At 58.0% G+C, this 23,956-nt stretch carries 26 protein-coding genes and 1 pseudogene; 16 read left to right on the forward strand and 11 right to left on the reverse strand.

Translation table 11 applies throughout. From position 1 onward, the window contains the following. Positions 1-5: 5 nt before the first annotated feature. The 10 genes from CRO62_RS07805 (at position 6) to arsH (ending at position 9,252) form a co-directional block, all read left to right on the forward strand. Positions 6-974: a carbohydrate ABC transporter permease gene (locus tag CRO62_RS07805; protein WP_003518048.1), complete on the forward strand. Its 969-nt coding sequence runs from the start codon at positions 6-8 to the stop codon at positions 972-974. Then, on the forward strand, positions 967-2,010 hold the full coding sequence (locus CRO62_RS07810) for a carbohydrate ABC transporter permease (protein WP_003518047.1): 1,044 nt from the start codon (positions 967-969) through the stop codon (positions 2,008-2,010). The genes CRO62_RS07805 and CRO62_RS07810 overlap by 8 nt, the downstream gene beginning before the upstream one ends. A gap of 23 nt (positions 2,011-2,033) precedes the next feature. Further along, positions 2,034-3,113 carry an ABC transporter ATP-binding protein gene (locus CRO62_RS07815; protein WP_038494532.1) on the forward strand — a complete coding sequence of 360 codons (1,080 nt, stop codon included), beginning with the start codon at positions 2,034-2,036 and terminating at the stop codon, positions 3,111-3,113. A gap of 39 nt (positions 3,114-3,152) precedes the next feature. After that, positions 3,153-4,877: an L-arabinonate dehydratase gene (araD, locus tag CRO62_RS07820; protein ID WP_003518044.1), complete on the forward strand. Its 1,725-nt coding sequence runs from the start codon at positions 3,153-3,155 to the stop codon at positions 4,875-4,877. A 16-nt stretch (positions 4,878-4,893) separates the two neighbouring features. Continuing rightward, positions 4,894-5,691: an NAD-dependent epimerase/dehydratase family protein gene (locus CRO62_RS07825; RefSeq protein ID WP_097099797.1), complete on the forward strand. Its 798-nt coding sequence runs from the start codon at positions 4,894-4,896 to the stop codon at positions 5,689-5,691. A gap of 34 nt (positions 5,692-5,725) precedes the next feature. Next, positions 5,726-6,445: a ribonuclease activity regulator RraA gene (locus CRO62_RS07830; RefSeq protein ID WP_097099798.1), complete on the forward strand. Its 720-nt coding sequence runs from the start codon at positions 5,726-5,728 to the stop codon at positions 6,443-6,445. 261 nt (positions 6,446-6,706) lie between these two features. Continuing rightward, entirely contained in the window at positions 6,707-7,063 is a 357-nt protein-coding gene (locus CRO62_RS07835) for an ArsR/SmtB family transcription factor (protein WP_003518041.1), read from the forward strand. Continuing rightward, a complete protein-coding gene (gene arsB, locus CRO62_RS07840) occupies positions 7,063-8,121 on the forward strand; it encodes an ACR3 family arsenite efflux transporter (RefSeq protein ID WP_097099799.1) in 1,059 nt (352 codons plus the stop codon). The genes CRO62_RS07835 and arsB overlap by 1 nt, the downstream gene beginning before the upstream one ends. Before the next feature lie 2 nt (positions 8,122-8,123). After that, positions 8,124-8,549 (forward strand): arsenate reductase (glutaredoxin), encoded by a 426-nt coding sequence (gene arsC, locus CRO62_RS07845; protein WP_003518039.1) that lies wholly within the window; start codon positions 8,124-8,126, stop codon positions 8,547-8,549. Next, entirely contained in the window at positions 8,524-9,252 is a 729-nt protein-coding gene (gene arsH, locus CRO62_RS07850) for an arsenical resistance protein ArsH (RefSeq protein WP_097099800.1), read from the forward strand. The genes arsC and arsH overlap by 26 nt, the downstream gene beginning before the upstream one ends. A 4-nt stretch (positions 9,253-9,256) precedes the next feature. Here arsH and arsK read toward each other — a convergent pair. The 3 genes and pseudogenes from arsK to CRO62_RS07865 all read right to left on the reverse strand — a co-directional run bounded on the left by arsK (position 9,257) and on the right by CRO62_RS07865 (position 11,892). Then, a pseudogene (gene arsK, locus CRO62_RS07855) lies at positions 9,257-10,470 on the reverse strand (arsenite efflux MFS transporter ArsK). Further along, entirely contained in the window at positions 10,457-10,828 is a 372-nt protein-coding gene (locus CRO62_RS07860; protein ID WP_097099801.1) for an ArsR/SmtB family transcription factor, read from the reverse strand. Before CRO62_RS07860 ends, arsK begins: the two are co-directional and overlap by 14 nt. Before the next feature lie 140 nt (positions 10,829-10,968). Then, on the reverse strand, positions 10,969-11,892 hold the full coding sequence (locus tag CRO62_RS07865; RefSeq protein WP_003518035.1) for a LysR family transcriptional regulator: 924 nt from the start codon (positions 11,890-11,892) through the stop codon (positions 10,969-10,971). A gap of 112 nt (positions 11,893-12,004) precedes the next feature. Between CRO62_RS07865 and CRO62_RS07870 the strand changes: the two genes are divergently transcribed. From CRO62_RS07870 to speB, 5 genes are read left to right on the forward strand one after another with little or no spacing between them, the layout of a single operon-like run. Then, positions 12,005-12,847: a transporter substrate-binding domain-containing protein gene (locus CRO62_RS07870; RefSeq protein ID WP_035199834.1), complete on the forward strand. Its 843-nt coding sequence runs from the start codon at positions 12,005-12,007 to the stop codon at positions 12,845-12,847. 19 nt (positions 12,848-12,866) lie between these two features. After that, positions 12,867-13,517, forward strand: a complete 651-nt coding sequence (locus CRO62_RS07875; RefSeq protein WP_097099802.1) for an amino acid ABC transporter permease — start codon at positions 12,867-12,869, stop codon at positions 13,515-13,517. Continuing rightward, on the forward strand, positions 13,514-14,164 hold the full coding sequence (locus tag CRO62_RS07880) for an amino acid ABC transporter permease (RefSeq protein WP_097099803.1): 651 nt from the start codon (positions 13,514-13,516) through the stop codon (positions 14,162-14,164). Before CRO62_RS07875 ends, CRO62_RS07880 begins: the two co-directional genes overlap by 4 nt. Position 14,165: 1 nt before the next feature. Beyond that, positions 14,166-14,948: an amino acid ABC transporter ATP-binding protein gene (locus CRO62_RS07885; protein WP_003518027.1), complete on the forward strand. Its 783-nt coding sequence runs from the start codon at positions 14,166-14,168 to the stop codon at positions 14,946-14,948. 19 nt (positions 14,949-14,967) lie between these two features. Beyond that, complete coding sequence (gene speB / locus CRO62_RS07890) at positions 14,968-15,921, forward strand: agmatinase (RefSeq protein WP_097099804.1); 954 nt, start codon at positions 14,968-14,970, stop codon at positions 15,919-15,921. 209 nt (positions 15,922-16,130) lie between these two features. Here the strand turns inward: speB and CRO62_RS07895 are convergent, their stop codons facing one another. The 6 genes from CRO62_RS07895 to CRO62_RS07920 form a co-directional block, all read right to left on the reverse strand. Next, positions 16,131-16,805 (reverse strand): 4-carboxy-4-hydroxy-2-oxoadipate aldolase/oxaloacetate decarboxylase, encoded by a 675-nt coding sequence (locus CRO62_RS07895; RefSeq protein ID WP_003518022.1) that lies wholly within the window; start codon positions 16,803-16,805, stop codon positions 16,131-16,133. A gap of 101 nt (positions 16,806-16,906) precedes the next feature. After that, a complete protein-coding gene (locus CRO62_RS07900; protein WP_097099805.1) occupies positions 16,907-17,743 on the reverse strand; it encodes an ABC transporter substrate-binding protein in 837 nt (278 codons plus the stop codon). Positions 17,744-17,773: 30 nt separating this feature from the next. Continuing rightward, positions 17,774-18,535 carry an amino acid ABC transporter ATP-binding protein gene (locus CRO62_RS07905; protein ID WP_003518020.1) on the reverse strand — a complete coding sequence of 254 codons (762 nt, stop codon included), beginning with the start codon at positions 18,533-18,535 and terminating at the stop codon, positions 17,774-17,776. Beyond that, complete coding sequence (locus CRO62_RS07910; protein ID WP_003518019.1) at positions 18,532-19,290, reverse strand: amino acid ABC transporter permease; 759 nt, start codon at positions 19,288-19,290, stop codon at positions 18,532-18,534. The genes CRO62_RS07905 and CRO62_RS07910 overlap by 4 nt, the downstream gene beginning before the upstream one ends. After that, on the reverse strand, positions 19,287-19,994 hold the full coding sequence (locus tag CRO62_RS07915) for an amino acid ABC transporter permease (RefSeq protein ID WP_003518018.1): 708 nt from the start codon (positions 19,992-19,994) through the stop codon (positions 19,287-19,289). The genes CRO62_RS07910 and CRO62_RS07915 overlap by 4 nt, the downstream gene beginning before the upstream one ends. Continuing rightward, the gene (locus CRO62_RS07920) at positions 19,991-20,770 is read right to left on the reverse strand and encodes an SDR family oxidoreductase (protein ID WP_097100425.1); all 780 of its coding nucleotides are present in this window, start codon (positions 20,768-20,770) and stop codon (positions 19,991-19,993) included. Before CRO62_RS07920 ends, CRO62_RS07915 begins: the two co-directional genes overlap by 4 nt. A 210-nt stretch (positions 20,771-20,980) precedes the next feature. Here CRO62_RS07920 and nac point away from each other — a divergent pair, with 210 nt between their 5' ends. Next, positions 20,981-21,886, forward strand: coding sequence for a nitrogen assimilation transcriptional regulator NAC (nac, locus tag CRO62_RS07925; RefSeq protein WP_003518016.1), 906 nt, complete (start codon positions 20,981-20,983; stop codon positions 21,884-21,886). Between the two features lie 45 nt (positions 21,887-21,931). On the opposite strand, the gene CRO62_RS07930 is transcribed toward nac, so the two are convergent. Continuing rightward, on the reverse strand, positions 21,932-23,137 hold the full coding sequence (locus tag CRO62_RS07930; protein ID WP_097100426.1) for a pyridoxal phosphate-dependent aminotransferase: 1,206 nt from the start codon (positions 23,135-23,137) through the stop codon (positions 21,932-21,934). Between the two features lie 49 nt (positions 23,138-23,186). After that, positions 23,187-23,954 carry a 5-oxoprolinase subunit PxpA gene (locus CRO62_RS07935; RefSeq protein WP_097099806.1) on the reverse strand — a complete coding sequence of 256 codons (768 nt, stop codon included), beginning with the start codon at positions 23,952-23,954 and terminating at the stop codon, positions 23,187-23,189. Between the last annotated feature and the right edge of the window lie 2 nt (positions 23,955-23,956).

A 23,956-nucleotide genomic window follows, 5' to 3' on the forward strand; every position in this document is an offset into this window, starting at 1 on the left:
CATCAATGTACAGACTTCTTGCGCCCGTCATGGGCATCATAGAGCTGCCTTTCGCCCTCTTGCAGAAAATGCTCGGGCATCGGCGCATCGCATGGGTGTTTCTGACACCCAATCTCCTGTTGTTTGCGGTCTTCGCGTTTTTGCCGATCGTTCTCAACATGGCTTATTCAGTGACCGGCAGCGAGCATATCCTGCTGTCGGAACGCCCCTCCGTGGGCGGCGAAAACTTCTCGGTCCTTCTCTCGTGCCAGAACTATTTCGATCCCAATTCCTGTCAGCGCGATCTTTTCTGGCGCTCCGTCTGGAACACGCTTTTCTTCGTGGTGCTGCAGGTCGGGTTCATGGTGGGCTTCTCGCTGATTACGGCGGTCGTGCTCAACCGTGACATCCGGGCACGCGGCTTCTTCCGCGCCGTCTTCTTCTTTCCCGTGCTGCTTTCACCGGTGGTCGTGGCGCTGATATGGAAGTGGATATTGCAGCGTTTCGGCGTCCTGAACGCTGCGCTCGATTCCCTCGGTATCGGTTCGGTGGACTGGCTGCTGGAGGCCAACCTTGCCTTTGGATGGTCGGTATTCCTGTCCGTCTGGGCGCACATGGGCTTCTACACGCTCATCCTGCTTGCCGGCCTTCAGGCCATTCCGCGTGACGTCTATGAGGCGGCACAGCTGGACAAGGCAAGCCCGTGGCGGATTTTCCGCCGGATCACAATGCCGCTTCTCGCCCCGACCATGCTCGTGGTTCTCGTATTGTCCCTCATCAAGGGCGTACAGACCTTCGATGAAGTCTTCGCATTTACCGGCGGTGGGCCGGGTTCGGCGACGACCTTCATCATTCAATTCATCTATCAGACTGGTTTTGCCGGAACACCCCGCAACTTCGGACTGGCCGCGGCCGCTTCGCTGCTGCTTGCCGTGGTTCTCGTGGTGCTGACTGCCCTGCAATTCCGGGCCAACAGGAGCAAAGTCGATGGCTAGGATTGGCGCATTTCTAACCCGCACACGCGGCAGAAACGGCAAATTGCACTGGACCGACTGGCTGTCCTACGCCTATCTCGGCGTTGCCGTTCTGATGATGTTCGGACCCGTTCTCTGGCTCGTTCTCTCCTCCTTCAAGACGGAAGCCGACCTCCAGCGGTTTCCGCCGCGCCTGCTTCCCTATGCGCAGGAAACGGTGGTCATTGACGGTCAGGCCGCACCTTTGCCGGCCTTTGTCGACAAGGAAGGCCGCAAGCTCGGTATGATCAGGCGCGTCGGGCTCGTCGCCCAGGTGGTGGATCCGGCAAAGCCCGGCGAAGTCATGAAGATGCCGTTCAACGAGCTGCGCCCGGCCGAGAAGGTGGCACTGGCGACGGAGAACTACACCGAGCTTTTCCAGCGCTTCAACTTTCCGCTTTATTTCTGGAACTCGACCTTCATCACCGTGACGTCGACCGTCATCATGCTGATCGTGAACTCCATGGCGGCCTTTGCACTGTCGAAATACAGCTTCAAGGGCAGAGGCGTGGTTCTGGCACTCGTCGTCGGAACGTTGATGATCCCGCAGACCGTCGTGCTCGTTCCGCTTTTTCTCATCACCAGCCAACTCGGCATGATCAACAGCCTGTGGGGTGTGATCATTCCAGGAGCGGCCACACCGACAGGGGTATTTCTGCTGCGCCAATACATGCTGACCATCCCGGATGAAATCCTTGATGCGGCACGCATGGACAAGGCCAGCGAATGGAAAATCTACTGGCGCATCATCCTGCCGCTGTCTGCACCGGCGCTCGCGGTGCTGGCCATCCTCGCCATCATGTGGCGTTGGAACGACTTCCTGTGGCCGCTTATTGTGCTGACGCGCAACGACAATTTCACCCTGCAACTGGCGCTCAACTCCTTCCAGGGAGAAATGACGACAGAGTGGAGCAACCTGCTGGCCATGACGGTGCTGACATTGGCGCCAATCGCGCTGGTCTTCATGTTCCTGCAAAAATATATCGCCACCGGCATCGCATCGACCGGCGGAAAATGATCCTCAAGGGAGGGAATGACACAATGGCAAGTATAGAGCTTCGTCAGGTCAAAAAAACATATGGCGCCCTCGACGTCATCAAGGGTATCGATCTCGATATCAAGCACGGCGAGTTCTGTGTTTTCGTCGGCCCGTCCGGTTGCGGAAAATCGACGCTGCTGCGCATGATCTCCGGTCTTGAAGAGTTGAGCGGCGGCGATATCGTCATCGGCGGCGATGTGGTGAACGCGGTTCCGGCTGCCGATCGCGGGCTTGCCATGGTGTTCCAGTCCTATGCGCTCTACCCGCATATGACGGTTCGGGAAAACCTGTCCTTCGGCCTGGAAAATATCGGCACCCCGAAAAAAGACATCGTCGAGAAGGTCTCACAGGTGTCCAAGATGCTGCAGATCGACCAGCTGCTCGAGCGGCGGCCCAAGGATCTGTCGGGCGGCCAGCGACAGCGCGTCGCGATCGGTCGCGCTGTCGTGCGCGAACCGCGGGTTTTCCTGTTTGACGAGCCGCTGTCGAACCTCGATGCGGAACTGCGCGTGGATATGCGCGGCGAGATTTCCAGCCTGCATCGGCGTCTTGGCAACACCATGATCTATGTGACCCACGATCAGGTGGAGGCCATGACGATGGCCGACAAGATTGCCGTGCTGCGCGCCGGAAAGCTCGAGCAGTTCGGCGTTCCCCTCGATCTTTATAATCGCCCCGCAAACCTTTTCGTGGCAGGCTTCATCGGCTCCCCGAAGATGAACTTCTTCGCCGGCGAAGTAGTAGCGGAAGGTCAGCCGTCCCTTAAAATCGCGACCGGCGAATTGATCCCGTTGCCGCAGAGCGGCTTTTCCTACGCACCCGGCCAGAAGGTCACGCTCGGCATTCGTCCCAACCATGTGCAGCCCACACCGGATGGTGCGGTGACCATGTCCGTGCGCACGGCAGAGCAGCTCGGCGGGGAATCCTATCTCTATGGCAACCTCGGTGACGGCAGCCACGTCACCCTACATCTTGCGGGGCAGACATCGACATCGGCTGGCGAAGTCATCCGCATGTCGGCGCCGCTGCAACATATCCACCTCTTCGATACGAAAAGCGGGCTGACGCTGAAGCAGGACTAAGCCTCCGTCGCCACGCCCCCGTAAAGCAGGACCTTTGACATGACCGACAAAAAACTCCGTTCCTCCCGCTGGTTCGCGCCCGACGATCTGCGCAGTTTCGGCCACCGCTCACGCATGATGCAGCTTGGCTATTCGGAGGAGGATTTTGCCGGCAAGCCCGTCATCGGCATTCTCAACACCTGGTCGGAGCTAAATACCTGTCACTCGCATTTTCCCGAACGTGTGAAAGATGTGAAGCGCGGCGTCCTACAGGCGGGCGGCTTCCCGGTCGAGATGCCCTCGCTTTCGGTCGATGAGAGTTTCACCAAGCCGACCTCTATGCTCTATCGCAACATGCTCGCCATGGAGACGGAGGAAATGATCCGTTCGCATCCGCTGGATGGCGTGGTGCTGATGGGCGGTTGCGACAAGACCACCCCCGGCCTCGTCATGGGAGCGATCTCGGCCGGCGTGCCGATGATCTATCTGCCGGCTGGGCCGATGCTGCGCGGCAACTATGCCGGCAAGGTGCTGGGCTCCGGCTCCGATGCCTGGAAATACTGGGACGAACGCCGGGCCGGTAACGTGACCGATGAAGAATGGCGCGGCGTGCAGGGCGGCATTGCCCGCTCCGCCGGCGTCTGCATGACCATGGGTACGGCATCGACCATGACGGCGATCACCGATGCGCTCGGTCTCACTTTGCCCGGCGCTTCCTCCATCCCGGCGGTGGACGCCGAACACCAGCGCATGTCGGCAGGCTGTGGCCGTCGCATTGTGGAAATGGTAGCCGAGGAGCTGACCCCGGATCGTATTCTTACTGCGCCCGCGTTTCGGAATGCGGCCATCGTTGCCATGGCGACCGGTTGTTCCACCAATGCCGTCGTGCATCTGATTGCCATGGCGCGCCGCGCCGGTGTGCCGATGACGCTGGACGAGCTGGACGAACTCGGCCGCGTGACGCCGCTTATCGCCAATGTCCGCCCCTCCGGCAAAGATTATCTGATGGAGGATTTTTATTATGCGGGTGGCCTGCGTGCCCTGATGAAGCAGATCGAAAGCCGGCTGGACTGTTCCGTGCTCACCGTTACCGGCCGGAGCATGGGCGAAAACCTCGAAGGCGCGCGGGTCTATAATGACGACGTCATCCGCTCGCTGGATAACCCTGTTTACGCCGAAGGATCGCTTGCCGTTCTACGCGGCAATCTCTGCCCGGATGGTGCGGTGATCAAGCCCGCCGCCTGCGATCCGAAACTTCATTTCCATGAAGGTCCGGCGCTGGTCTTCGATAGCTACCCCGAGATGAAGGCGGCAATCGACGATGAAAATCTGGATGTGACACCCGATCACGTTCTGGTTCTGCGCAATGCCGGCCCGCTTGGCGGCCCAGGCTTTCCCGAATGGGGCATGCTGCCCATCCCCAAGGCGCTGATCAAAAAGGGTCACCGCGATATGGTGCGCATCTCCGATGCCCGCATGTCCGGCACCTCTTATGGCGCCTGCGTTCTTCATGTCGCGCCGGAAAGCTTCGTCGGCGGGCCGCTTGCCCTGCTGAAGACCGGCGATATCGTGCGGCTCGATCTGCCGCAGCGCCGTCTCGACATGCTGGTCAGCGAAGAGGAGATCGCCCAGCGTCGGGCTGCATGGCAGGCGCCGCCGCCGCGTTACGAGCGTGGTTATGGCTACATCTTCTCGAAACACGTTACCCAGGCGGATGCCGGATGCGATTTCGATTTCCTCCAGACGGATTTCGGCCGCACCGCTGGCGAACCAGACATATTCTGATACGGGAGCGCGCAAAATGATGAAACGTTTGCTGATTACGGGCGCCGGCGGCAAGCTGGGCAGCATGTTGCGCGGCAGGCTCGGCCACCTCGCGGAGATCATCCGCCTTTCGGATGTGGTTGATATGGGTGCGGCGGCAGCGAATGAAGAGATCATCCGCTGCTCTCTGGAGGACGGAGGCGCCGTCCATGCGCTGGTGAAGGATTGCGACGGCATCGTCCATCTCGGCGGCATTTCCGTCGAAAAGGCTTACGATCCCATCGAGGCCGCCAATCTGCGCGGTGTCTATAATCTTTACGAGGCAGCAAGGCTCGCTGGCATGCCACGCATCCTGTTTGCCTCCAGCAACCACACCATCGGATATTATTCGCAGGGTGAGCAGCTATCGCCGCAGACGCCGTTTTTGCCGGATGGCCTTTACGGTGTCTCAAAGATTTTCGGCGAGGCAATGGCGAGCCTCTACCATTCCAAATTCGGACAGGAAACGGCCATCGTCCGCATTGGCTCCTGCGAGGAGAAGCCCACCAACTGGCGCATGTTATCCACCTGGCTCAGCCATGACGATCTGGTCTCCCTGGTCGAGTGCGTATTTCACGCGCCAAAACTCGGTTGCCCGGTCATCTGGGGCGTCTCTGCCAATGACGACAGCTGGTGGGATAATTCCCACGTCGATTTTCTCGGCTGGCAGCGGCGGGATAATGCCGCACGCTTCCGGGCCGATATCGAACGGGAAGTCCCTCGCCCTGATCCGGATACCGCAATCGCGAAATACCAGGGCGGCGTTTTCATAGACGAACCGATCCACAAAAACTGATGTGCAGACACTCACGCTATTCGAGGAGAATAAGATGAATACAGAAACCCGGGAAAAATTGATGACGGTTTCCGTCGCCACGCTCGCAACCGCGCTCTACAAGCGCGGCCTGCGCAACCAGGTCATCCAGGGTGTCCACCCGCTTGGCCACAAGGGCGCGAACATGGTTGGGCCTGCATTCACGCTGCGTTACATGCCCGCCCGCGAAGACCGCAATCAGCTGGTGGAATTCCGCAACCCCGCACATCCCCAGCGCGTTGCCATTGAGACCTGCCCGCCCGGCCACGTACTGGTCATGGACAGCCGCAAAGACCCGAGCGCCGCATCTGCTGGTGATATTCTCATCACCCGCCTGATGGTGCGCGGTGCTGCCGGCATCGTTACGGATGGCGGTTTCCGCGATGCTGCAACAATTGCGGAGCTGGATATTCCAGCCTACCACACCCGACCATCCAGCCCTACCAACCTTACCAAACACGAAGCAATTGAAATTAACGGCCCGATCGGCTGCGGCGATGCCCCGATCTTCCCCGGGGATATCATCGTAGGCGATGCGGATTGCGTCATCGTCATCCCCGCCGGAATTGCCGACGAAATCGCGACAGAAGCGGTGGAAATGACCGCTTACGAGGATTTCGTGGTCGAGCAGGTCAAGGGCGGCGCAACCATCATCGGCCTTTATCCCTGCACCAAGGACGAACACCAGAAGGCTTTCGCCGTATGGCGCGAACAGAGAGACCGTTCGGGCGCGTGAGCCGCACAGAACGCTTGCCGGTTTCGTCCGCAATGCCTTGAAGCAAGCCTGCATGGGTGGCGTCCCACTCATACAGGCGGACTCGCATGTGCAATAATACCAAGTCGCCGAAGCGATTGGGCCGACGATTTTCCCGCACTGAAAACCGGCCCGAAATGGGCTTCTGTCGATATTCGTAAAATGATCCCCTTGAGTTTGCAGTGTTTGGTAACACCCGCAAAAATACATTGACTACATCTATATTTCCATTAATCTGGATATATGGAACAAGAACAAGCTATTCTCGCTTTGGCAGCGCTTGCGCAGCCAACCCGTCTCGAAACTTTTCGGCTGCTTGTGCGGCACGCACCGGAAGGCTTGCCGGCGGGTGACATCGCGCGCGCGCTGGTGGTGCCGCAAAACACCATGTCCGCGCATCTGAATGTTCTGTCACGCGCGGGCCTCGTATCATCGCAACGCCAGAGCAGAATCATCATGTATCGCGCGCAGATAGAACAGCTTCGCGACATGACGCTGTTTCTCCTGAAAGATTGTTGTGGTGGATCGGCAGAGCTTTGCGCTCCGCTGATAGCCGAGTTGACGCCCTGCTGCACTCCACACGCGGGAAAGTCCGCCTGATGTCCACATTTGAACGTTATCTAACCGTCTGGGTGTTTCTGTGCATCATCGTCGGTGTCGCCCTCGGCCATTTGCTGCCCGGCGTCTTCCAGCTCATTGGCGCGGCCGAGATTGCCAAGGTGAATATCCCGGTCGCAATCCTGATCTGGCTGATGATCATTCCGATGCTGCTGAAGATCGATTTCCGCTCTCTCACGCAAGTCGGCACCTACTGGCGGGGTATCGGCGTCACGCTGTTCATCAACTGGGCCGTCAAGCCGTTCTCGATGGCGCTGTTGGGCTGGCTCTTCATCGGCTGGCTGTTCCGCCCCTATCTTCCCACTGACCAGATCGACTCCTATATCGCGGGATTGATCATTCTTGCCGCAGCGCCCTGCACTGCAATGGTCTTTGTGTGGTCTAACCTGACACGCGGCGAACCACTGTTCACGCTCTCGCAGGTCGCACTCAACGATGCGATCATGGTCATCGCCTTTGCTCCCATTGTCGGCCTGTTGCTTGGCCTGTCCGCAATCACCGTTCCGTGGGACACGCTTGTCCTCTCCGTTGCCCTCTATATCGTCGTGCCCGTCTTCCTCGCGCAGTTCATCCGGTACCGGCTCATGGCGGACGGAACGTCACGGATGCTCGATCGCATTCTCGCAAGGCTGCAGCCGATTTCGCTGGTAGCGCTGCTTGCAACACTGGTTCTTCTCTTCGCCTTCCAGGGCGAGCAGATTATCGCCCAACCGGCCGTTATCGGCTTGCTTGCAATCCCCATCCTTATCCAGGTCTATCTGAACTCCGGGCTCGCCTATCTTCTGAACCGGATGAGCGGCGAACGGCACTGCATTGCCGGTCCGTCGGCACTGATCGGTGCAAGCAACTTCTTCGAACTCGCGGTTGCGGCCGCTATCAGCCTGTTCGGTTTTCAATCAGGCGCAGCACTGGCAACCGTTGTCGGCGTCCTCATCGAGGTTCCGGTCATGCTGTCCGTCGTCTGGATCGTGAACCGCTCGAAGGATTGGTACGATGCGGCCCCAGCCGTTTCCCGAAACACAATTACCGAAAGGCAATGAGCATGGACGTCACCATCTATCACAACCCGGATTGCGGCACTTCGCGCAACACGCTCGCACTCATTGAGCACGCCGGTATTCAACCCACTGTGATCGAGTATCTGAAAACCCCGCCGAGCCGCGAGCAACTCGTCAAGATGATCGCCGACGCCGGGCTGACCGTCCGCGAGGCGATCCGCGAGAAGGGCACGCCCTATACGGTGCTTGGGCTTGGATATCCTGAACTGACCGATGACCAGTTGATCGATGCCATGCTCGAGACACCAATCCTGATCAACCGGCCGTTCGTCATCACCCCGATGGGTACGCGGTTGTCGCGCCCCTCGGAAGTGGTTCTGGATATACTTCCGGCAGACGCATTCAAGGGGCCGTTTACCAAAGAAGACGGCGAACAGGTCCTCGATGATGAAGGAAAGCGCATTGCCTGACACATTCCCCGCACTTGAGGGCCAGCACCTGCACGCGATTGATCTCGATGCTCTGCGTCCGGCCTTTTCGACACATAAGCCCCGTATTCTGATCCTCTACGGTTCGCTACGCGAGGTATCCTACAGTCGTTTGCTTGCCTTCGAAGCAGGGCGGCTGCTCGAACGGCTTGGATGCGAAGTTCGGATATTCGATCCGAAGGGCCTGCCTTTGCCCGACGAAGCACCGGTGAGCCACCCGAAGGTGCAGGAATTGCGTGAGCTCTCGCAATGGTCGGAAGGGCAGGTTTGGGTAAGTCCCGAGCGCCACGGCGCGATGACCGGCATCATGAAGTCGCAGATCGACTGGATTCCTCTCTCGCTCGGATCTGTTCGCCCGACACAGGGCAAGACGCTCGCCGTCATGGAGGTTTCCGGCGGCAGCCAGTCCTTCAATGCCGTGAACCAGATGCGGATCCTCGGGCGATGGATGCGGATGATCACCATCCCCAACCAGTCGTCGGTCGCACGGGCGTATCAGGAGTTCGATGCTAGCGGACGGATGAAGCCGTCTCCCTATTACGACCGGGTGGTGGATGTCTGCGAGGAGCTGGTAAAATTCACGCTACTGACACGCGACGCCTCCGCTTTTCTCACGGACCGCTACAGCGAACGCAAGGAACAGGCGGAAGAACTCGAGAAGCGCGTTTCGCTGAAGTCGATCTGACGTTTCAGTTAGTTGCTGTGGCAGGCGTTCTCAAGGATACCGCCACCGCAACGAATGCAGCGATACCGATTGCCCCGAGGCAGGCATTGGCGGCGAGAGCAAAGCTTGTCCCGAAATTTTCCATCGCCGCGGCAAAGACGAATGGCGCTGCGGCACTCACCGCCAGTCGCGCGGCCGCCATCCTGCCCGTAATCGCTCCGTATCCTTCAGAGCCAAACAAATAAAGCGGCAGGCTTCCCTGCGCGATGCTGTTGATGCCTGACCCGAGACCAAGACAGATCGCAAAGGCAATGGCGCCCGGCAACCAGTTCCCCGTCATCATCAGGATCAAAACACCGGCGACGATCAGGATAGCGGAAAGCGCAGCCAGCGCCGGCGGCGAGAGGCTTTTTCCAAACGCCATATTGATAAGCCGGCTTAATACCTGAGCGGGACCGAAGAGCGATCCGACAACCACCGCAGCAGCACCAAGCCCGATAGACGCGAGCATTGGAACCATATGGCAAGCATTGCCGTCAGCGTGAAGCCCAGCACAGCGAAGGCAAACGACACGACGACCATACCGCGTCTGCGCGCATGCACTGGTAGTGCACCCATCACCGTTTCACGCGTTCCAGTCGCCAGATCGCTGTTCGATTCAGCCTTTCCGGCGCGCACGATCCAGTAGTGGAGCGGCATGCACAGAAAGAGGTTTAATGCCGCGAAGACGAGATAGATCTCCCGCCAAGAGATAACTCCCGCCAATGCGACCGAAATCGGCCAGAAGATTGTCGAGGCGAAACCGGCGATCACGGTCAAATAGGTAATGCTGCGGGCGGCGGTTCTGGGATCGCTTTCAACCAGCGTCGCGAATGCGGCCTGATACTGCACCATTCCGGACGATACCTCGAGCAGGATGATGGCAACGGCGAAGATTGCGACTGACGGTGACCAGGCACAGAGCGACAGCATCAAGGCCGCAAGGCCTGAGCCGACCGTCATCATCGTGGCGGCTCCGATCCTATCCATCTGCCTGCCGATATAGGTTGCCGACAGACCTCCGATGAATAGCGACACCGAGAAGACGCCAAATACCTCCGCCAATGTCAGGCCGAGGTCTTCCGCCATGCCGGGCGCAAGAATACTGAAACTGTAATAGAGAGTGCCGTAACCGATGATCTGCGTGAGGCCAAGCGCTGAGACGATGCCGGCGGATACTTTCGAATTATGCAACGACATTGCCCCCATCGGAGGAAGTGCCGGCCGGACTGGCGCATCCATCGCTTCGCTCGACATTCTCCAGAATAGCCGGATGTTCGGCACAACAGTCTTCTACCAGGAATTTCACAAGCTCGGCCAAAGTGTCGTAGCTGGCGCTGTAAAGGATAGACCTCGACATTCGTCGTTGCGAGACTAGGCCAGACCGCTCCAGTTCCTTGAGATGGAACGACACGTTCGTCGCCGAGACACCCATGCGCTCGGCGATTGCACCGGCGGCCAGTCCGTCAGGACCGGCAACGACAAGTGCTCGAACGATCGCGAGGCGCGTCTCCTGAGAGAGGGCAGCAAATGCCGAAAGAGCCTGATGTTGATCCATACTTCAATAATCCTTGAATTATTGAAGTATGGATAGCGAACGGCGATGCCATCGGCAAGGCAATTTCTTCCGAGATCACACTTGCCCCTCTGGAACATACGTAGGCGTTCGCGGCGACGGGGCTATGAGCGGCGTATGCTCTACGCCTTGCGCGCGTTCTTGTGAAACGCCTCTGATGCGAAACCGGCGAGTTCGCGAATGAAGAAATCGAGCACCGTCGAAGGCTTTTCAGCGGACCGCGTGGCAATAACGAAGGTGGACTGGATACGGGTCTTTGCTGCCATCAACGGCCGGAAAATTCCTTTCTGGACCCAATCATCCGCATAATGATCAGGCAGATACCCAACATAGTGGCCGGACATCACGAACATCGCCTGCGCCTCCATGTTGGAGGCTGAAGCACGCGCCCGTGCCTGCGGGAAATATTGCAGCTCACGCATATTGGCATAGGGCCGTACGACAAAATCGAAGGATTCGATGCGCTCGACGGAAAGTTCGGCATCGGGAAGATGAAAGAGCTGGTGTCCCTTCGCGCAATACAGTGAATGCGCCTCTTCCCTGAAGCGCGAAAGTTTCAGGCCCTGATACGGCAGCGTTTCCGGTAAAAGTGCGATGTCCAGGCCGCCATTGGCAATTTCCGACAACAGGGCGTCCGGCGTGTCGATCACCAGCTCGATACGTGCTTCCGGCGCCTTTTCGCTGATGCGGGCGATGATGCGGTGAATGGGCAGGTCGTGATCGGTAATCGTGTTGTCCACAAGTCCCAGTCGCAACGTACCGGTAATACGGTTCTTGAGCGTACCGATATCGCTTTCGAAGGCGTTCAGCGCCAGGAACAGCACTTTCGAACGCTCATGTACGAGCGCGCCGCGATCCGTCAATTCAAAACCCGATCGCCCTCGCCGACACAGCTTGAAACCGAGCCTGTCTTCCAGCGCCTTGATATGGAAACTGACAGCGGACTGGCTCAGCCCGAGCGTGATTTGCGCGCCGAGAAAACTCTTGTGCTCCACGACGGCGCGGAAGACGGCGAGAGAACGAAGGTCGGATTGCGCGAGCTGCATGAGGACCGTTACATCAATTTTACAAATATAAACTCCATCAGTTTCCTATTTTTCTGGAATAATGTCCATGGTTTCCTCCTCCCCAATCACAAACCAATAAGGGAACGAAACCATGCAAAACCTGCTCACTCTAAAATCTCTCACGCTCTGTGCAGCCTTCGCCGTCAGCCTCGGCGCATCCGCCCATGCCGCCGATCTTCTGGAAAAGATCAAGGCCGATAAGGTTTTCACTGTCGCAACCGAGGCCCGGTTTGCGCCGTTCGAATTCGTCGAAGACGGCAAGATCGTCGGTTACTCCGCTGACATCATGCAAGAAGTCATGAAAGCCTTGCCAGGCGTTGAGCTGAAGCGTCTCGATCTGCCCTGGCAGGGCATCCTGCCGGGCCTTGCCGCCAGCCGCTTCGATTATGTCGTGACCTCGGTCACCGTGACGCCGGAACGCATGAAGGCCTACAAGCTCTCAGCACCCGTTGCCGATGCGACGATGGCAATCCTGAAACGCAAGGGCGATGCCGAGATCTCCAAGCCGGAAGATATCGCGGGTAAGCCGGTCGGCTCGCAGGCGGGCTCCGCGCAGCTCAAGGCGCTTGAGACGTTTTCCGCCGAACTTAAGGCCGCCGGCAAGGATGCCACGACGGTCTCCAGCTACACGGATTTCTCGGAAGCTTATGCCGACCTCGGTGCGGGGCGCCTGCGCGCCGTCGTCAACTCGCTTCCAAACCTTCTGGAAGCTGCACGCCAGCGGCCGGATGCTTTTGAAGTCGTTCTGCCGACCTTCGGACCGAAGACCTATTTCTCATGGGCGGGCCGCAACGATACTGACAGTGCGACTCTAAATGCCTTCATGGACAGTGAATTGGCAAAGCTCAATGCATCCGGCAAACTGGCCGAATTCCAGAAGAAATGGTTCGGCGCGCAGATGGAGCTGCCCGCCACTCTGCCGGCGACTGAGTGACCGGCAGGTCGAACCGGTCATGGACAAGATATCTTTTGCCATCTGGCCGGTTCTTCTGGACGGCCTCTTCACCACGCTGACCGTCAGCCTTTCGGCGCTTCTTCTGGGAGCGCCGCTGGCCCTTCTCCTCGCGGCCTGCGGTCGCAGCGGCCGCCTGCCCTGCCTGGCATCCGGTCTCTACATCTCCTTCTGGCGAGGCACGCCCATTCTCGTCCAGCTGCTGATCGTCTTCTACGTCCTGCCACTTCTGGGGCTGGATCTGACGCCGGTTGCTGCCGCAACTTTGGCGCTGGCGCTAAACACAGCCGCCTTCCAGTCGGAGATATACAGGGCAGGCCTGCAATCCATTCCAAAGGGAGAGCGGGAAGCCGCCGCCATGCTCGGCCTTTCCGCAGGTCGTACATTCCTGCACATCGAAGTGCCTCAGGCCTTCAGAACCATGTTGCCGGCACTTGTCGGCGAGATACAGGCTCTCGTGAAGAACTCCTCACTCGTTTCGGTCATCGCCGTCACCGACTTGACGCGCCGTGCCCAGCAATATGCAGCCACCACCTTCCGGCCACTCGACGCCTATCTCTCGGCTCTCCTGCTTTATGTCGCGGTTGGAGCGCTGCTTGCGGGAATAGGCCTCCTTGTCGAACGGCACCTGACAAAGGGAGCGACGCGATGATTTCCGGCTTCCTGAACGATATTCCTCTCTATGCGGCCGGGTTGTTCACAACACTGACAGTTTCCATTGCGGGTATCGCACTGGCCGTCATCATCGGCATCGTGCTGGCTGCGGCGCTACGGTCGCGGTACATGGCCATCTCCCTGCCGGTAAGGCTTTATGTGGAGTTTGCCCGCGGCGCGCCGCTCGCGCTGATCCTGTTTCTTTTCTATTATGGCGGCCCGCAATTGGGGCTGATCCTCAGCCCCTATGCCGCCGGCATCGTCGGTCTCGGCCTCTATGGCGCTGGCCCCTTTGCGGAGATTTTCCGCGCCGGTTTCAATGCCGTTCCAAGAGGCGAGATCGAAACGGCGGGAATGCTGGGCATTACCTCCGGCGACACCTTTCTCCACATCCAGATGCCGCAGGCGCTGGCACTGACGCTGCCGGCTTCCGTCGGCCAGGCCATTAATCTCGTCAAGGAATCCGCAGTTCTGTCCGTCATCACGCTCAGCGAGCTGACCAAGGTCGCCGGTACGATCAGCTCGATCACCTTCGCGGTCGTAACCCCTTATCTCACCATTGCCCTGCTCTACTGGGCAATCGTCGAAATCCTGTCGCGGCTCGGCCTCTATCTCGAACGCCGCCTTTCCACCGAAGGCTCCTGACATGAGCGAACGAACAGTTGTTATTTCCGCGCGCGGCCTGGAGAAAAGGTTCGGTGACAAGACCGTTCTGAAAGGCATCGATCTCGACATTCATATGGGTGATGTCCTGTGCATCATCGGACCTTCGGGATCGGGCAAGAGCACGCTTCTGCGCTCGCTTGCATTTCTCGATCCCTATGACGCGGGTGATGTCGATGTCTTCGGCCGCCTGATAGGCTGGCGTGAAACCCCGCTTGGCCGCGAACGCGCCGGTCCGAAAGAACTGGCAGAGACGCGCCGCCCGCTTGGAATGGTCTTTCAGCACTTTCATCTGTGGCCGCATATGAGCGTCATCAAAAACGTGACATTGGCGCTCAGGCTCGTCCATGGTCTTCCCCAGGCCGAAGCGATAAAGCGCGGCCGCGCCATGCTGGATAAAGTCGGGCTTGCCGCTTTCGCTGACCGCCGACCCGACGGCCTGTCCGGTGGGCAGAAGCAACGTGTCGCCATCGCCCGCGCACTGGCGGTGAACCCTCGCGCCATGCTGTTCGACGAACCGACCTCGGCACTCGATCCCGAACTTGTCGGTGAAGTGCTTTCCGTCATGAAGACGCTCGCGGCGGAAGGAATGACCATGGTCATCGTCACGCACGAAATGGGTTTTGCCGCGCACGCGGCCAACCGTGTCGTCTTCATGGATGACGGCAAGATCGTTGAGGAAGGCGCGCCGCAGACGCTTTTCAGTAATCCGAAGAGCGAACGCCTTTCCCAATTTCTGCAAACCTGGCGCGAGCGCGCACTTTGATATCTGAAAGGACATTTCCATGACTGCCCACGGCTATGACGGCGGACGATTGAACCTGCCATTCGTCGGTATTTCCACCTTTGCCAAAAGTCCCTACGTCGAAAACTGGGACGCGATCGACGCGGATGTTGCGGTTCTCGGTGCCCCGTTCGATTTTGGGACGCAATGGCGCCCCGGCGCCCGCTTCGGGCCGCGCAGCATCCGTGAGGCCTCCACCCTGTTTTCCTTCGGCCACGCGGGCGCCTACGATCACGAGGACGACGTCACATATCTGGAAGGCGTGAAGATCGTCGATATAGGCGACGCCGACATTGTTCATACCGATACGGTGAACAGCCACGCGAATATCGAGTTCGGCGTCCGCAAAATCCTTAAAGCCGGCGCACTGCCTGTGGTGCTTGGCGGAGACCACTCCATCAACATCCCCTGCATCAATGCCTTCAGCGATCAGGAGCCGATCCATCTGGTGCAGATCGACGCGCATCTGGATTTCGTCGATGAGCGTCACGGCGTCCGCTTCGGACATGGCAGCCCCATGCGCCGCGCCTCGGAAAAACCGTGGGTCACCGGAATGACCCAGCTCGGTATCCGCAACGTCTCCTCCACCGCAAAGGAAGGATACGACTATGCCCGCTCCCAGGGCTCGGATATTCTCTCCGTGCGCCAGATCCGCAAACTCGGCGTGGACGCCGTAGTGGAGCGCATCCCCGCGGGCAAGCGCTATTATCTTTCGATCGATATCGATGGCTTCGACCCATCCATCGCGCCAGGAACCGGGACCCCGAGCCATGGCGGCTTCATCTATTACGAGGTACTGGAACTGATTGCAGGTCTTGCAAAGCGTGGCGAGATCGTCGGCATTGATCTGGTCGAGGTCGCGCCTGATTACGATCACACCGGCTCCACCGCCATTCTGGCTGCGCAGATTCTGCTCAACACGATCGGACGTATCTTCAGAGCTCGGAACGCATAAAACCCGCGATCCGCCGGTACTGGATCCTTGGCCACGCAGCGCGCAAGAAGGGCCGCCCTTGGGGCTTCCTGGAGTTCGATGGTCTCGTCAGACGTGAAGCCAAAAGCCCTCCACGGGGGAGGGCTTTTGTTTGCGTTGATTGTAGCTACGGTTGCGTCGGTTTTAAAAGTCCCGAAACGCCAAACGCGCCTCGCTGCACCACGCAAAAATCAGATATCGACGACAAGCCCCTTTGCCTTCAGGACGGGCTCCAGATTGCTGACTTCGATAACGGATTTGCCCTGCTTGTAAGCTTCAATGAAGCCCGCTTCAGCATCTTCGCGAATTTGCGAAAGACGTGCCGATTCCTGAGCATCCGCACGACGCACAACCACCAAACCGTCCGCATCGCCAACAATGATGTCGCCGGGATTGACGATCTCATCGCCAATGATGATCGTATCGTTTACTGCGGCAATCGTTTCCTTGACGGTACCCTTGATGCAGACGCTGAACGAGAATACAGGGAAGCCAAGGTCTCGAAGCTGCAAGGTGTCACGCACACCGGTATCCGTCACCAGACCACCGATCCCCTTTGCAAGGCAGGCATTTGCCAGCACGTCGCCAAAGGAACCAGCCTCTTCGTACTCACCAGCTGAAACCACGATGATGTCGCCGGGCTTGGCGTAATTAATGGCCAGCTGCAACATGATGTTGTCACGCGGCGCGCATTTGACGGTAAAGGCGGGACCACACAGCTTCATGCGGTAGTCGACAGGCTTGATACGGGAGGAAAGTGCGCCCCTGCGACCCTGCGCCTCGTGGATGGTTGCCGGCGAAAACTTCGAAAGGGCTTCGATGTCTGCCTTGCTTGGCCGTTCTGCTATATCTTTAATGTGGATCATAAAACCTCCCACGGTAAGGCTGGCGGCGGGAACGTCCCGCCACTCGCATTGAGTTTAATTGTCATGTGTCAATCGTTGCCGTGGCTTGAAGCCATGCGGGATCAGGGGATCGGGTCGAATTTCAGCTCGGAGAGCGGGACGACCTTGTCCGTACGGGTCATTTTGTATTCGGTATTCGGGCCAAGCCACTTGTCCCAGATTTTGTTTATCTCGCCGGAGGCGTCGAGTGTGCGCAGCACTTCATTGATCTTCGCTGTCAGGGCAGGATTGTCCTTTGCCATGCCGACACCGATCGGCTGATAGAGCATCGGCTCCTCGATCATGCGCATCGGTTTGCCCTTGGTCTTCGATTCATTGACGAACTTGGTGGTGGTCATGGTGTTGGCCACCATACCCCGCGCCTTGCCCTGCTGAACGGCAAGATAGGCAGAGGCAGTATCCTGGAAGGTCAGCGGCTCGGACTTGTTGAGCTTGATAGACATTTCAGAGGTAGAGCCCTTGGTGGAGGCGACACGCTGGCCTTCGTAATCCGACTTCTTCTTGCCGGCATCATCAACCGGCACGATCAGCATTTCCTTGGCGAGATAATAGGGATCACTGAACTGAATCTGCTCGGCGCGGCTTTGTGTGTAGGCGAGATTGGCGACGGTGATATCGACGCGGCCAAGTTTGACTTCCGGCACACGGGCTTCCACCGACACCGGTTTGACTTCGGCCTTCACGCCTAGTTCCTTGGCGATCGCGTTGCAAAGATCAACGTCAAATCCGGCCATTTCACGGGTCTTCGTATCGGGCGCCGCGAATGGCACGACATCGGCAAAGGTTGCGCAACGGAGCACCTTGTTCGCCATGATCGTATCGAGTTGATCAGCCGCCGCTGGTGATGCGAGAGCGGTTCCAGCCAGTGCAACGGTAAGTGTCAGGCATTTCCAGTTCATGGTCAGTTCTCCTCTTATGATTGATTGGTATCAGTGGCGCAGATCGGAAAGGAACCGCTGCGCGCGCGGATGGCGTGGTGCTGTGAAAAACTCTTCCGGCGTCGCTTTTTCGAGAATTTCACCAGCGTCGATGAACCAGATGCGGTCGGCAACTTCACGGGCAAAGCCCATTTCGTGGGTCACGCAAAGCATGGTCATGCCCTCTGCGGCGAGCCCCTTCATGACGGCCAGCACCTCTCCAACCATTTCCGGGTCGAGAGCGCTTGTCGGTTCATCGAACAACATGACGGGCGGCTCCATGGCCAGCGCACGCGCAATTGCCACGCGCTGCTGCTGACCGCCGGACAATTGACCCGGATAAGCGCCGGCCTTGTCAGAGAGGCCTACCCGATCCAGAAGCTTCAAAGCTTTCTGCCGGGCAACATCAGGTGCGACGCCTTTCACCCGGATCGGAGAAATCGTGACATTTTCGACAACGGACAGGTGCGGAAAGAGATTGAAATTCTGGAACACAAAACCAACTCTGCTGCGCAGAAGATTGAGTTCCTTTGTCTTGGTTGCCGCGTGAATATCCTGCCCATCGAGCGTGATGGATCCGCTATTGATCTCTTCGAGACGATTGACGGTACGGATCAATGTGGATTTGCCGGAGCCGGAAGGGCCGCAGATGACGATAACCTCGCCCCGCGCGACTTCGGCGTCGACATTCTTCAAAACCTCGTAGTCGCCATAACTCTTGCAGACATTGGAAATGCGGATGGTCTGCTGTGTTGATGATGCCGTGTTTGTCATGGCTGCTCCGTTATGATTTTCGCCTGCGCCTGCAATGCCTGTTGCCGGCGACCGACCACACCGGCACGGCGTTTGGCGATACGCCGCTCGACGGCATTTGCGAGATACGTCAAGCTCCAGCAAATGGCGTAGTAAACAACCGCGAGGATGAGGAAGACCTGGAATGGTTGGGTCAGAAGCTGATTATTGACCTGACTTGCCGCAAAGGTGAGGTCGGGTACGTTGATGACGTAACCGAGCGTCGTATCCTTGATCGTGGCGACGAATGTCGAGATCATGCTGGGGATCATGTTGTAAAGCGCCTGCGGCAAGATGATGAAGCGCATTGCACCGAGATAGCTGTGGCCAAGCGCTCTCGCCGCATCCATCTGCCCGGCACCAAGAGCGACGATACCCGCTCTTACGACTTCGCTGAGAAATGCGCCCTGATAGATGACAAGCGTCGTCAACATGATGACGAAGCTCGGCACGTCTGCGCCCGTCCAGAGCGGAACGAGGAAATAACTCCACAGTATGAGCATCAGCAAAGGCACGCCGCGCGTGACATAGACAAGCCCCGTTACGGGCCACCGCAGGAGCCGCCACTTGGACAGGCGCGCCATCGCCATAAGGATGCTGACAGGAAAGGCCAGTGCGATGGCAAGGGCAGACAGGATGATCGTGTTCGCAAGACCACCAAGCGGGCCGTTCGGATATTGCCCGATCAACAGCAGCAACCAGTTGTCATGAACGATGGTAATCATATCGCCGATCATCCGCGTGCCCTCCACGCCGGATCAAGGCGCATCGAAAGATACGCACCGGCACCCATGATCAACAGCGAGAAGAACAGGTACAGAACAGTTCCGACAAGATAGATCTCGAAGGTCTGGAAGCTGAGATTTTCGATTTCCTTGATGGCATGGGTCAATTCGGAAGCGCCGATAATGAGGGCGAGGCTGCTGTTCTTGAACAGGGAGACACTGTGATTGATGAGCGGCGGCAGGGCATTGCGCACGCCTTGCGGCATGATGATGAAGCGCATCGCGGAGAGATAACCGTGGCCCAATGCCTTGGCCGCTTCCATCTGTCCCGGGCTGACGGAGCGCAGGCCTGAACGCAGATCCTCACTGAAATAGGCTGCCTGACAGAGACCAAGACCCACCACGGCAAAGATCGCTTCGGCATTGTGACCGATCAGCCAGTCCGTCAAACCTGAAGGCAGGAGCGTGAATATCCCGAAATACCACAGCATCAATTGCACTAGTGTGGGCACATTGCGGTGGTAGGAAACATAGGCCGCCACGGCGCGATCAGCAAAACGCGACGATGAAAACCGCACGCATAGCAGAACGAGCGCAAGCGTCATGGCGAGAGACCAGGACCCGATAAAGATGACGAAGGTCATCTGCAATCCGTGCCAAAGCATTGCAATATATTGCGGGTCGCTCAGGATTGCCGACAGGTCGAAACCGCTCACGGCTTTTGTTCCTTCGATGCGTCAGCTTGCGCCACAGTCTGCGGTTTGGCCGTCTGAAGTCCGCCCATCACCTGCAATGTCGGGGTGATTTCCATATGGCCGATATTCATGGAAACTGGCGCGGCAACCGCAAAGGCAATCGCGTCGGCAATATCTTCCGCTTTCGGCAACTCGAAACCATCGATGAAGCGCTCGCGCACGCTCGGATCGTTGCCGTGAACGTGAGTGAAGATATCCGTCGCCACCCGGCCGGGGCAGATCTCCGTTACGCGGACGCGTCTGCCGAATGCATCCAGCCTCAACTGGTTCGACAGCATCGCAACACCAGCTTTAACGGCATGATAGGTCGAGTTGCCGCCGAAATTATAGTTTCCGGCGATGGACGAGATATTGACGACATGCCCGCGATCACGCTCCACCATGCCCGGAACAATCAGCCGGCAGATGTGGAGAACGGCACGGAGATTCACATCGATCAAAAGGTCGATATCCTCGGCATCCGCCTGAAGGAACTTCTTCGGCCTGTCGACGCCGGCATTGTTTACTAGAATGTCGAACTGCACCTTGTCTGCAAGATCGGCAATTGCAGCGCGATCCGTAACGTCGATCGCGTGCGGTATACAGCCGGTGCGTTCGGCAAGTTCATTCAGGGCGCCGGCGCTGCGGGCAACCGCGTGGACTTCAATGTTTTCGCGGCAAAACCGCTCGACGACAGCGGCACCGATACCGGATGAAGCACCGGTGACCAAAGCGGTCTTGTAATCGGAGAATGGCATTCTGATCCCCTTTTTTGTTACCATCAACACTAGCGAAGCTTTCCGTGCTTGCCTAAGACCGATTATTTTTGGAGTAATAAGTAAGTTTTATGGAGACCCGCAAACAGGCAATTAGAGATGGGATTCCGGGATATTCCTGTTCCAGGCAGGAGCTTTCCGCTCTGGCGCCCAGATTGCAAAACGCGTGCGAGCCTGTAAGCTGCGCCAAGCATGGATATAAGACGTCTCAAATCATTCATCGTCATCGTCGACAGTGGCAGCATCACGCGCGCCGCAGATATTCTGCATCTGGCGCAACCGGCACTCAGCCAGCAACTAGCCGCGCTTGAAGATCATTTCGGCCAGAAATTGCTCATCCGCAGCCAGCAGGGCGTGACGATGACGGATGCGGGGCATGCCGTTTACCGCCATGCACAGATCATATTGCGCCAGATGGAACAGGCGCAGGTCGACGTATCGGCGGCGGGTAACTCAATTGCGGGACGCGTCTCGGTCGGTCTGGTCCCATTCAGCAGCGCTGCAACGCTTTCCGTGGAGCTGTTGGCGGAAACGCGGAAGCGACATCCGGGGATATTGATCCACCTGACGGAAAGTGTGGGACAAACCTATAGCCAGATGATCATGAATGGACGTCTGGAACTGGCATTGATCCACGGCGTCGGACCAATCAAGGGCGTAAAATTCGAGCCCATGCTCAGCGAAGAATTTTATCTTGTCGCACATCGCGATTTCGCAATCGAAGCCGATTCAAAACCGGTGCCGATTGCCGCGCTTGATGGCATGCCCATGCTGATGCCACCCGCGTATAATTTCGTCCGGCGCGCTGTAGACACGGCATTTACCCGCAGCAGGATCAATCTGAAGGTCGTCGCGGAAGTGGAAATCGTCAGGACACTTGCCCGCGCCGTTGCCAGTGGTCTCGGCGCAACCATCATGCCAAAAGCCATTGCCAACCGGATCGTCTCGGAAACGAGCGAACCGCTTATTTGCCGGCTGCTGTCGCCACGGATCGAAGAAACACTGTCGCTGTGCATGTCCGACCAGAATTCGCTGTCTGAGCCGGCTTTTGCCGTCAAGGATATCCTGGTGGAACTGACGGAAAAATTGAAGCTCTAGAGTGTCCTTCGGCCCATCTGCCGGGCCAAAGGATCGTTTTCAGGATCAACGCATATTCTGGCAGAACTGCGCAATGCGGGCGCAACCTTCGCTCAGCATCTCCATGCTCGTTGCATAGGAAATCCGGAAGTATGGGCTCATACCATAGGCGGCGCCTTGTACTGTTGCCACGTGATGCTCATCCACCAGCGCCATCACAAAATCTACATCGCCTTCGATTTTGCGTCCGCCCTTGGTGGTCTTGCCGATAAGCCCAGACATATTGGGATAGAGGTAAAAAGCGCCTTCCGGCTTATGGCAGCGCAAACCGTCAATCTCGGCGAGTTTGCTCAGAACAAAATCGCGACGCTCGCGATAGATAGCGGCGCGTTCTTTAAGAAGATCCTGGGGACCGTCCAGAGCTGCAATAGCTGCTGCCTGTGAAACAGTGGCAATGCCGCCGCCGTTCTGACCGTTTACATTGCTTATTGCGGCGATAAGTTCCTTCGAGCCGCTGGCGCAGTAACCCAGACGCCATCCCGTCATGGCGTAAGCCTTCGACACGCCGTTCATTGTCAGAACGCGATCATAAAGCCGCGGCTCCACATCGGCAATTGTGCCGAATTCGAAGCCATCATAGACAAGATGCTCGTAAATATCGTCAGTCAGGATCCAGACATGGGGATGACGCAGCATAACCTCTGCGATTGCTTTCATCTCCGCACGGGAGCAGGCGGCGCCGGTGGGGTTGTTGGGAAAATTGAGAATGAGCCACTTGGTACGTGGCGTAATCGCAGCTTCCAAATCTTCGGCACGCAGTTTGAAACCGGTTTGTTCGACGCACGGCACAGCGACGGGAATACCCCCTGCGAATTTGACGATATCCGCATAGCTGACCCATGACGGGGTTGGAATAACGACCTCGTCGCCCGGATTGCAGGTTGCAAGCATGGCGTTGAAGATTACCTGTTTGCCGCCTGCGGAAACGATGATCTGGCTGGCATCGTAGGTCAGATTATTGTCCCGCTTGAACTTTCTGGCGATCGCGGCTTTCAGCGCAGGCGTGCCATCCATCGGTGGATATTTCGTCTGCCCGCCAAGGGCTGCTTCGTGCGCGGCCTCGATTGCGTGAGCAGGCGTCGGGAAGTCCGGTTCACCTGAGGAGAGGCTGACCACCTTGACACCCTGCGCGGCCAGCTCTCTGGCGCGTTGGGTCATGGCGGCGGAAGCGGAGATGGAAACGTTTTTCAGGCGGTCTGATGTAGAGGGCATCTGCATGATCTTTCAGTAAGATTTGGAGAACGGGCCAACCAGAGGCCCATTAAGACGCGAGTTCTGCGGCAGGCGCGAGCGTTGCGCTGGAAGCGCTGATTTCACTACGCACGATATGCGCCAGCTCCAGTGAACCGGGCGTATCGCTGTGGACGAGGATGGAGCGAGCCGGCATGGCAATGATCGTGCCATCGATGGCTTCGACCGTGCCATCGGTCAGGAACCGGCGGACACGGGCGCGCACCGATGGTTCATCCTTGACCAGCGCGCCGGGAAGACCCCGCGCGACAAGGCTTCCCTTGGCGTCATAGGCGCGATCGGCCAAAAACAATGCCAGGGTCTTCAATCCAGCGCGTTTTGCCGCTCTCTCGATTTCGCTGTCCGGCGTTACGAACACCACAAGCTTCGGATCAACGGCAGAAATGGCATTCATCATCATATCGGCAAGCGCAGGGTCGCGATTGACCATATTGCCCATGGCCGCATGAAAACTGAAGTGCCCGACTTCGACGCCTTCGCTTTTGGCAATCGCGATCAAGGCCCCGAGCTGATAGAGCATCTGCTGTCTCAACTCATCCGGCTGAAAGGGCATTTCGCGTCGGCCGAAGCCTGCCCTATCAGGCAATCCCGGATGCGCGCCAATGCCGACGCCATTTTCTTTCGCAAGGCGAACCATTCGCGCCATGGTATCTGGCTCGCCGCCATGAAAACCACAGGCAATATTCGCCGACGATACGATCTTCATCATCGCTTCGTCGTCACAGAGCCGGTAAGGACCGAAGCCTTCGCCCATGTCGGAGTTCAGATCGATCTTCATCG

It is taken from the genome of Rhizobium sp. AN6A, from assembly GCF_900215635.1.
Lineage (GTDB): Bacteria > Pseudomonadota > Alphaproteobacteria > Rhizobiales > Rhizobiaceae > Agrobacterium > Agrobacterium tumefaciens.

Coding starts and splice junctions, on each gene's coding strand:
- CRO62_RS07805 (WP_003518048.1), top strand. CDS start 6: ATGTACAGACTTCTTGCGCCCGTCATGGGCATCATAGAGCTGCCTTTC.
- CRO62_RS07810 (WP_003518047.1), top strand. CDS start 967: ATGGCTAGGATTGGCGCATTTCTAACCCGCACACGCGGCAGAAACGGC.
- CRO62_RS07815 (WP_038494532.1), top strand. CDS start 2,034: ATGGCAAGTATAGAGCTTCGTCAGGTCAAAAAAACATATGGCGCCCTC.
- araD (WP_003518044.1), top strand. CDS start 3,153: ATGACCGACAAAAAACTCCGTTCCTCCCGCTGGTTCGCGCCCGACGAT.
- CRO62_RS07825 (WP_097099797.1), top strand. CDS start 4,894: ATGATGAAACGTTTGCTGATTACGGGCGCCGGCGGCAAGCTGGGCAGC.
- CRO62_RS07830 (WP_097099798.1), top strand. CDS start 5,726: ATGAATACAGAAACCCGGGAAAAATTGATGACGGTTTCCGTCGCCACG.
- CRO62_RS07835 (WP_003518041.1), top strand. CDS start 6,707: ATGGAACAAGAACAAGCTATTCTCGCTTTGGCAGCGCTTGCGCAGCCA.
- arsB (WP_097099799.1), top strand. CDS start 7,063: ATGTCCACATTTGAACGTTATCTAACCGTCTGGGTGTTTCTGTGCATC.
- arsC (WP_003518039.1), top strand. CDS start 8,124: ATGGACGTCACCATCTATCACAACCCGGATTGCGGCACTTCGCGCAAC.
- arsH (WP_097099800.1), top strand. CDS start 8,524: ATGATGAAGGAAAGCGCATTGCCTGACACATTCCCCGCACTTGAGGGC.
- CRO62_RS07860 (WP_097099801.1), bottom strand. CDS start 10,828: ATGGATCAACATCAGGCTCTTTCGGCATTTGCTGCCCTCTCTCAGGAG.
- CRO62_RS07865 (WP_003518035.1), bottom strand. CDS start 11,892: ATGCAGCTCGCGCAATCCGACCTTCGTTCTCTCGCCGTCTTCCGCGCC.
- CRO62_RS07870 (WP_035199834.1), top strand. CDS start 12,005: ATGCAAAACCTGCTCACTCTAAAATCTCTCACGCTCTGTGCAGCCTTC.
- CRO62_RS07875 (WP_097099802.1), top strand. CDS start 12,867: ATGGACAAGATATCTTTTGCCATCTGGCCGGTTCTTCTGGACGGCCTC.
- CRO62_RS07880 (WP_097099803.1), top strand. CDS start 13,514: ATGATTTCCGGCTTCCTGAACGATATTCCTCTCTATGCGGCCGGGTTG.
- CRO62_RS07885 (WP_003518027.1), top strand. CDS start 14,166: ATGAGCGAACGAACAGTTGTTATTTCCGCGCGCGGCCTGGAGAAAAGG.
- speB (WP_097099804.1), top strand. CDS start 14,968: ATGACTGCCCACGGCTATGACGGCGGACGATTGAACCTGCCATTCGTC.
- CRO62_RS07895 (WP_003518022.1), bottom strand. CDS start 16,805: ATGATCCACATTAAAGATATAGCAGAACGGCCAAGCAAGGCAGACATC.
- CRO62_RS07900 (WP_097099805.1), bottom strand. CDS start 17,743: ATGAACTGGAAATGCCTGACACTTACCGTTGCACTGGCTGGAACCGCT.
- CRO62_RS07905 (WP_003518020.1), bottom strand. CDS start 18,535: ATGACAAACACGGCATCATCAACACAGCAGACCATCCGCATTTCCAAT.
- CRO62_RS07910 (WP_003518019.1), bottom strand. CDS start 19,290: ATGATCGGCGATATGATTACCATCGTTCATGACAACTGGTTGCTGCTG.
- CRO62_RS07920 (WP_097100425.1), bottom strand. CDS start 20,770: ATGCCATTCTCCGATTACAAGACCGCTTTGGTCACCGGTGCTTCATCC.
- nac (WP_003518016.1), top strand. CDS start 20,981: ATGGATATAAGACGTCTCAAATCATTCATCGTCATCGTCGACAGTGGC.
- CRO62_RS07930 (WP_097100426.1), bottom strand. CDS start 23,137: ATGCCCTCTACATCAGACCGCCTGAAAAACGTTTCCATCTCCGCTTCC.
- CRO62_RS07935 (WP_097099806.1), bottom strand. CDS start 23,954: ATGAAGATCGATCTGAACTCCGACATGGGCGAAGGCTTCGGTCCTTAC.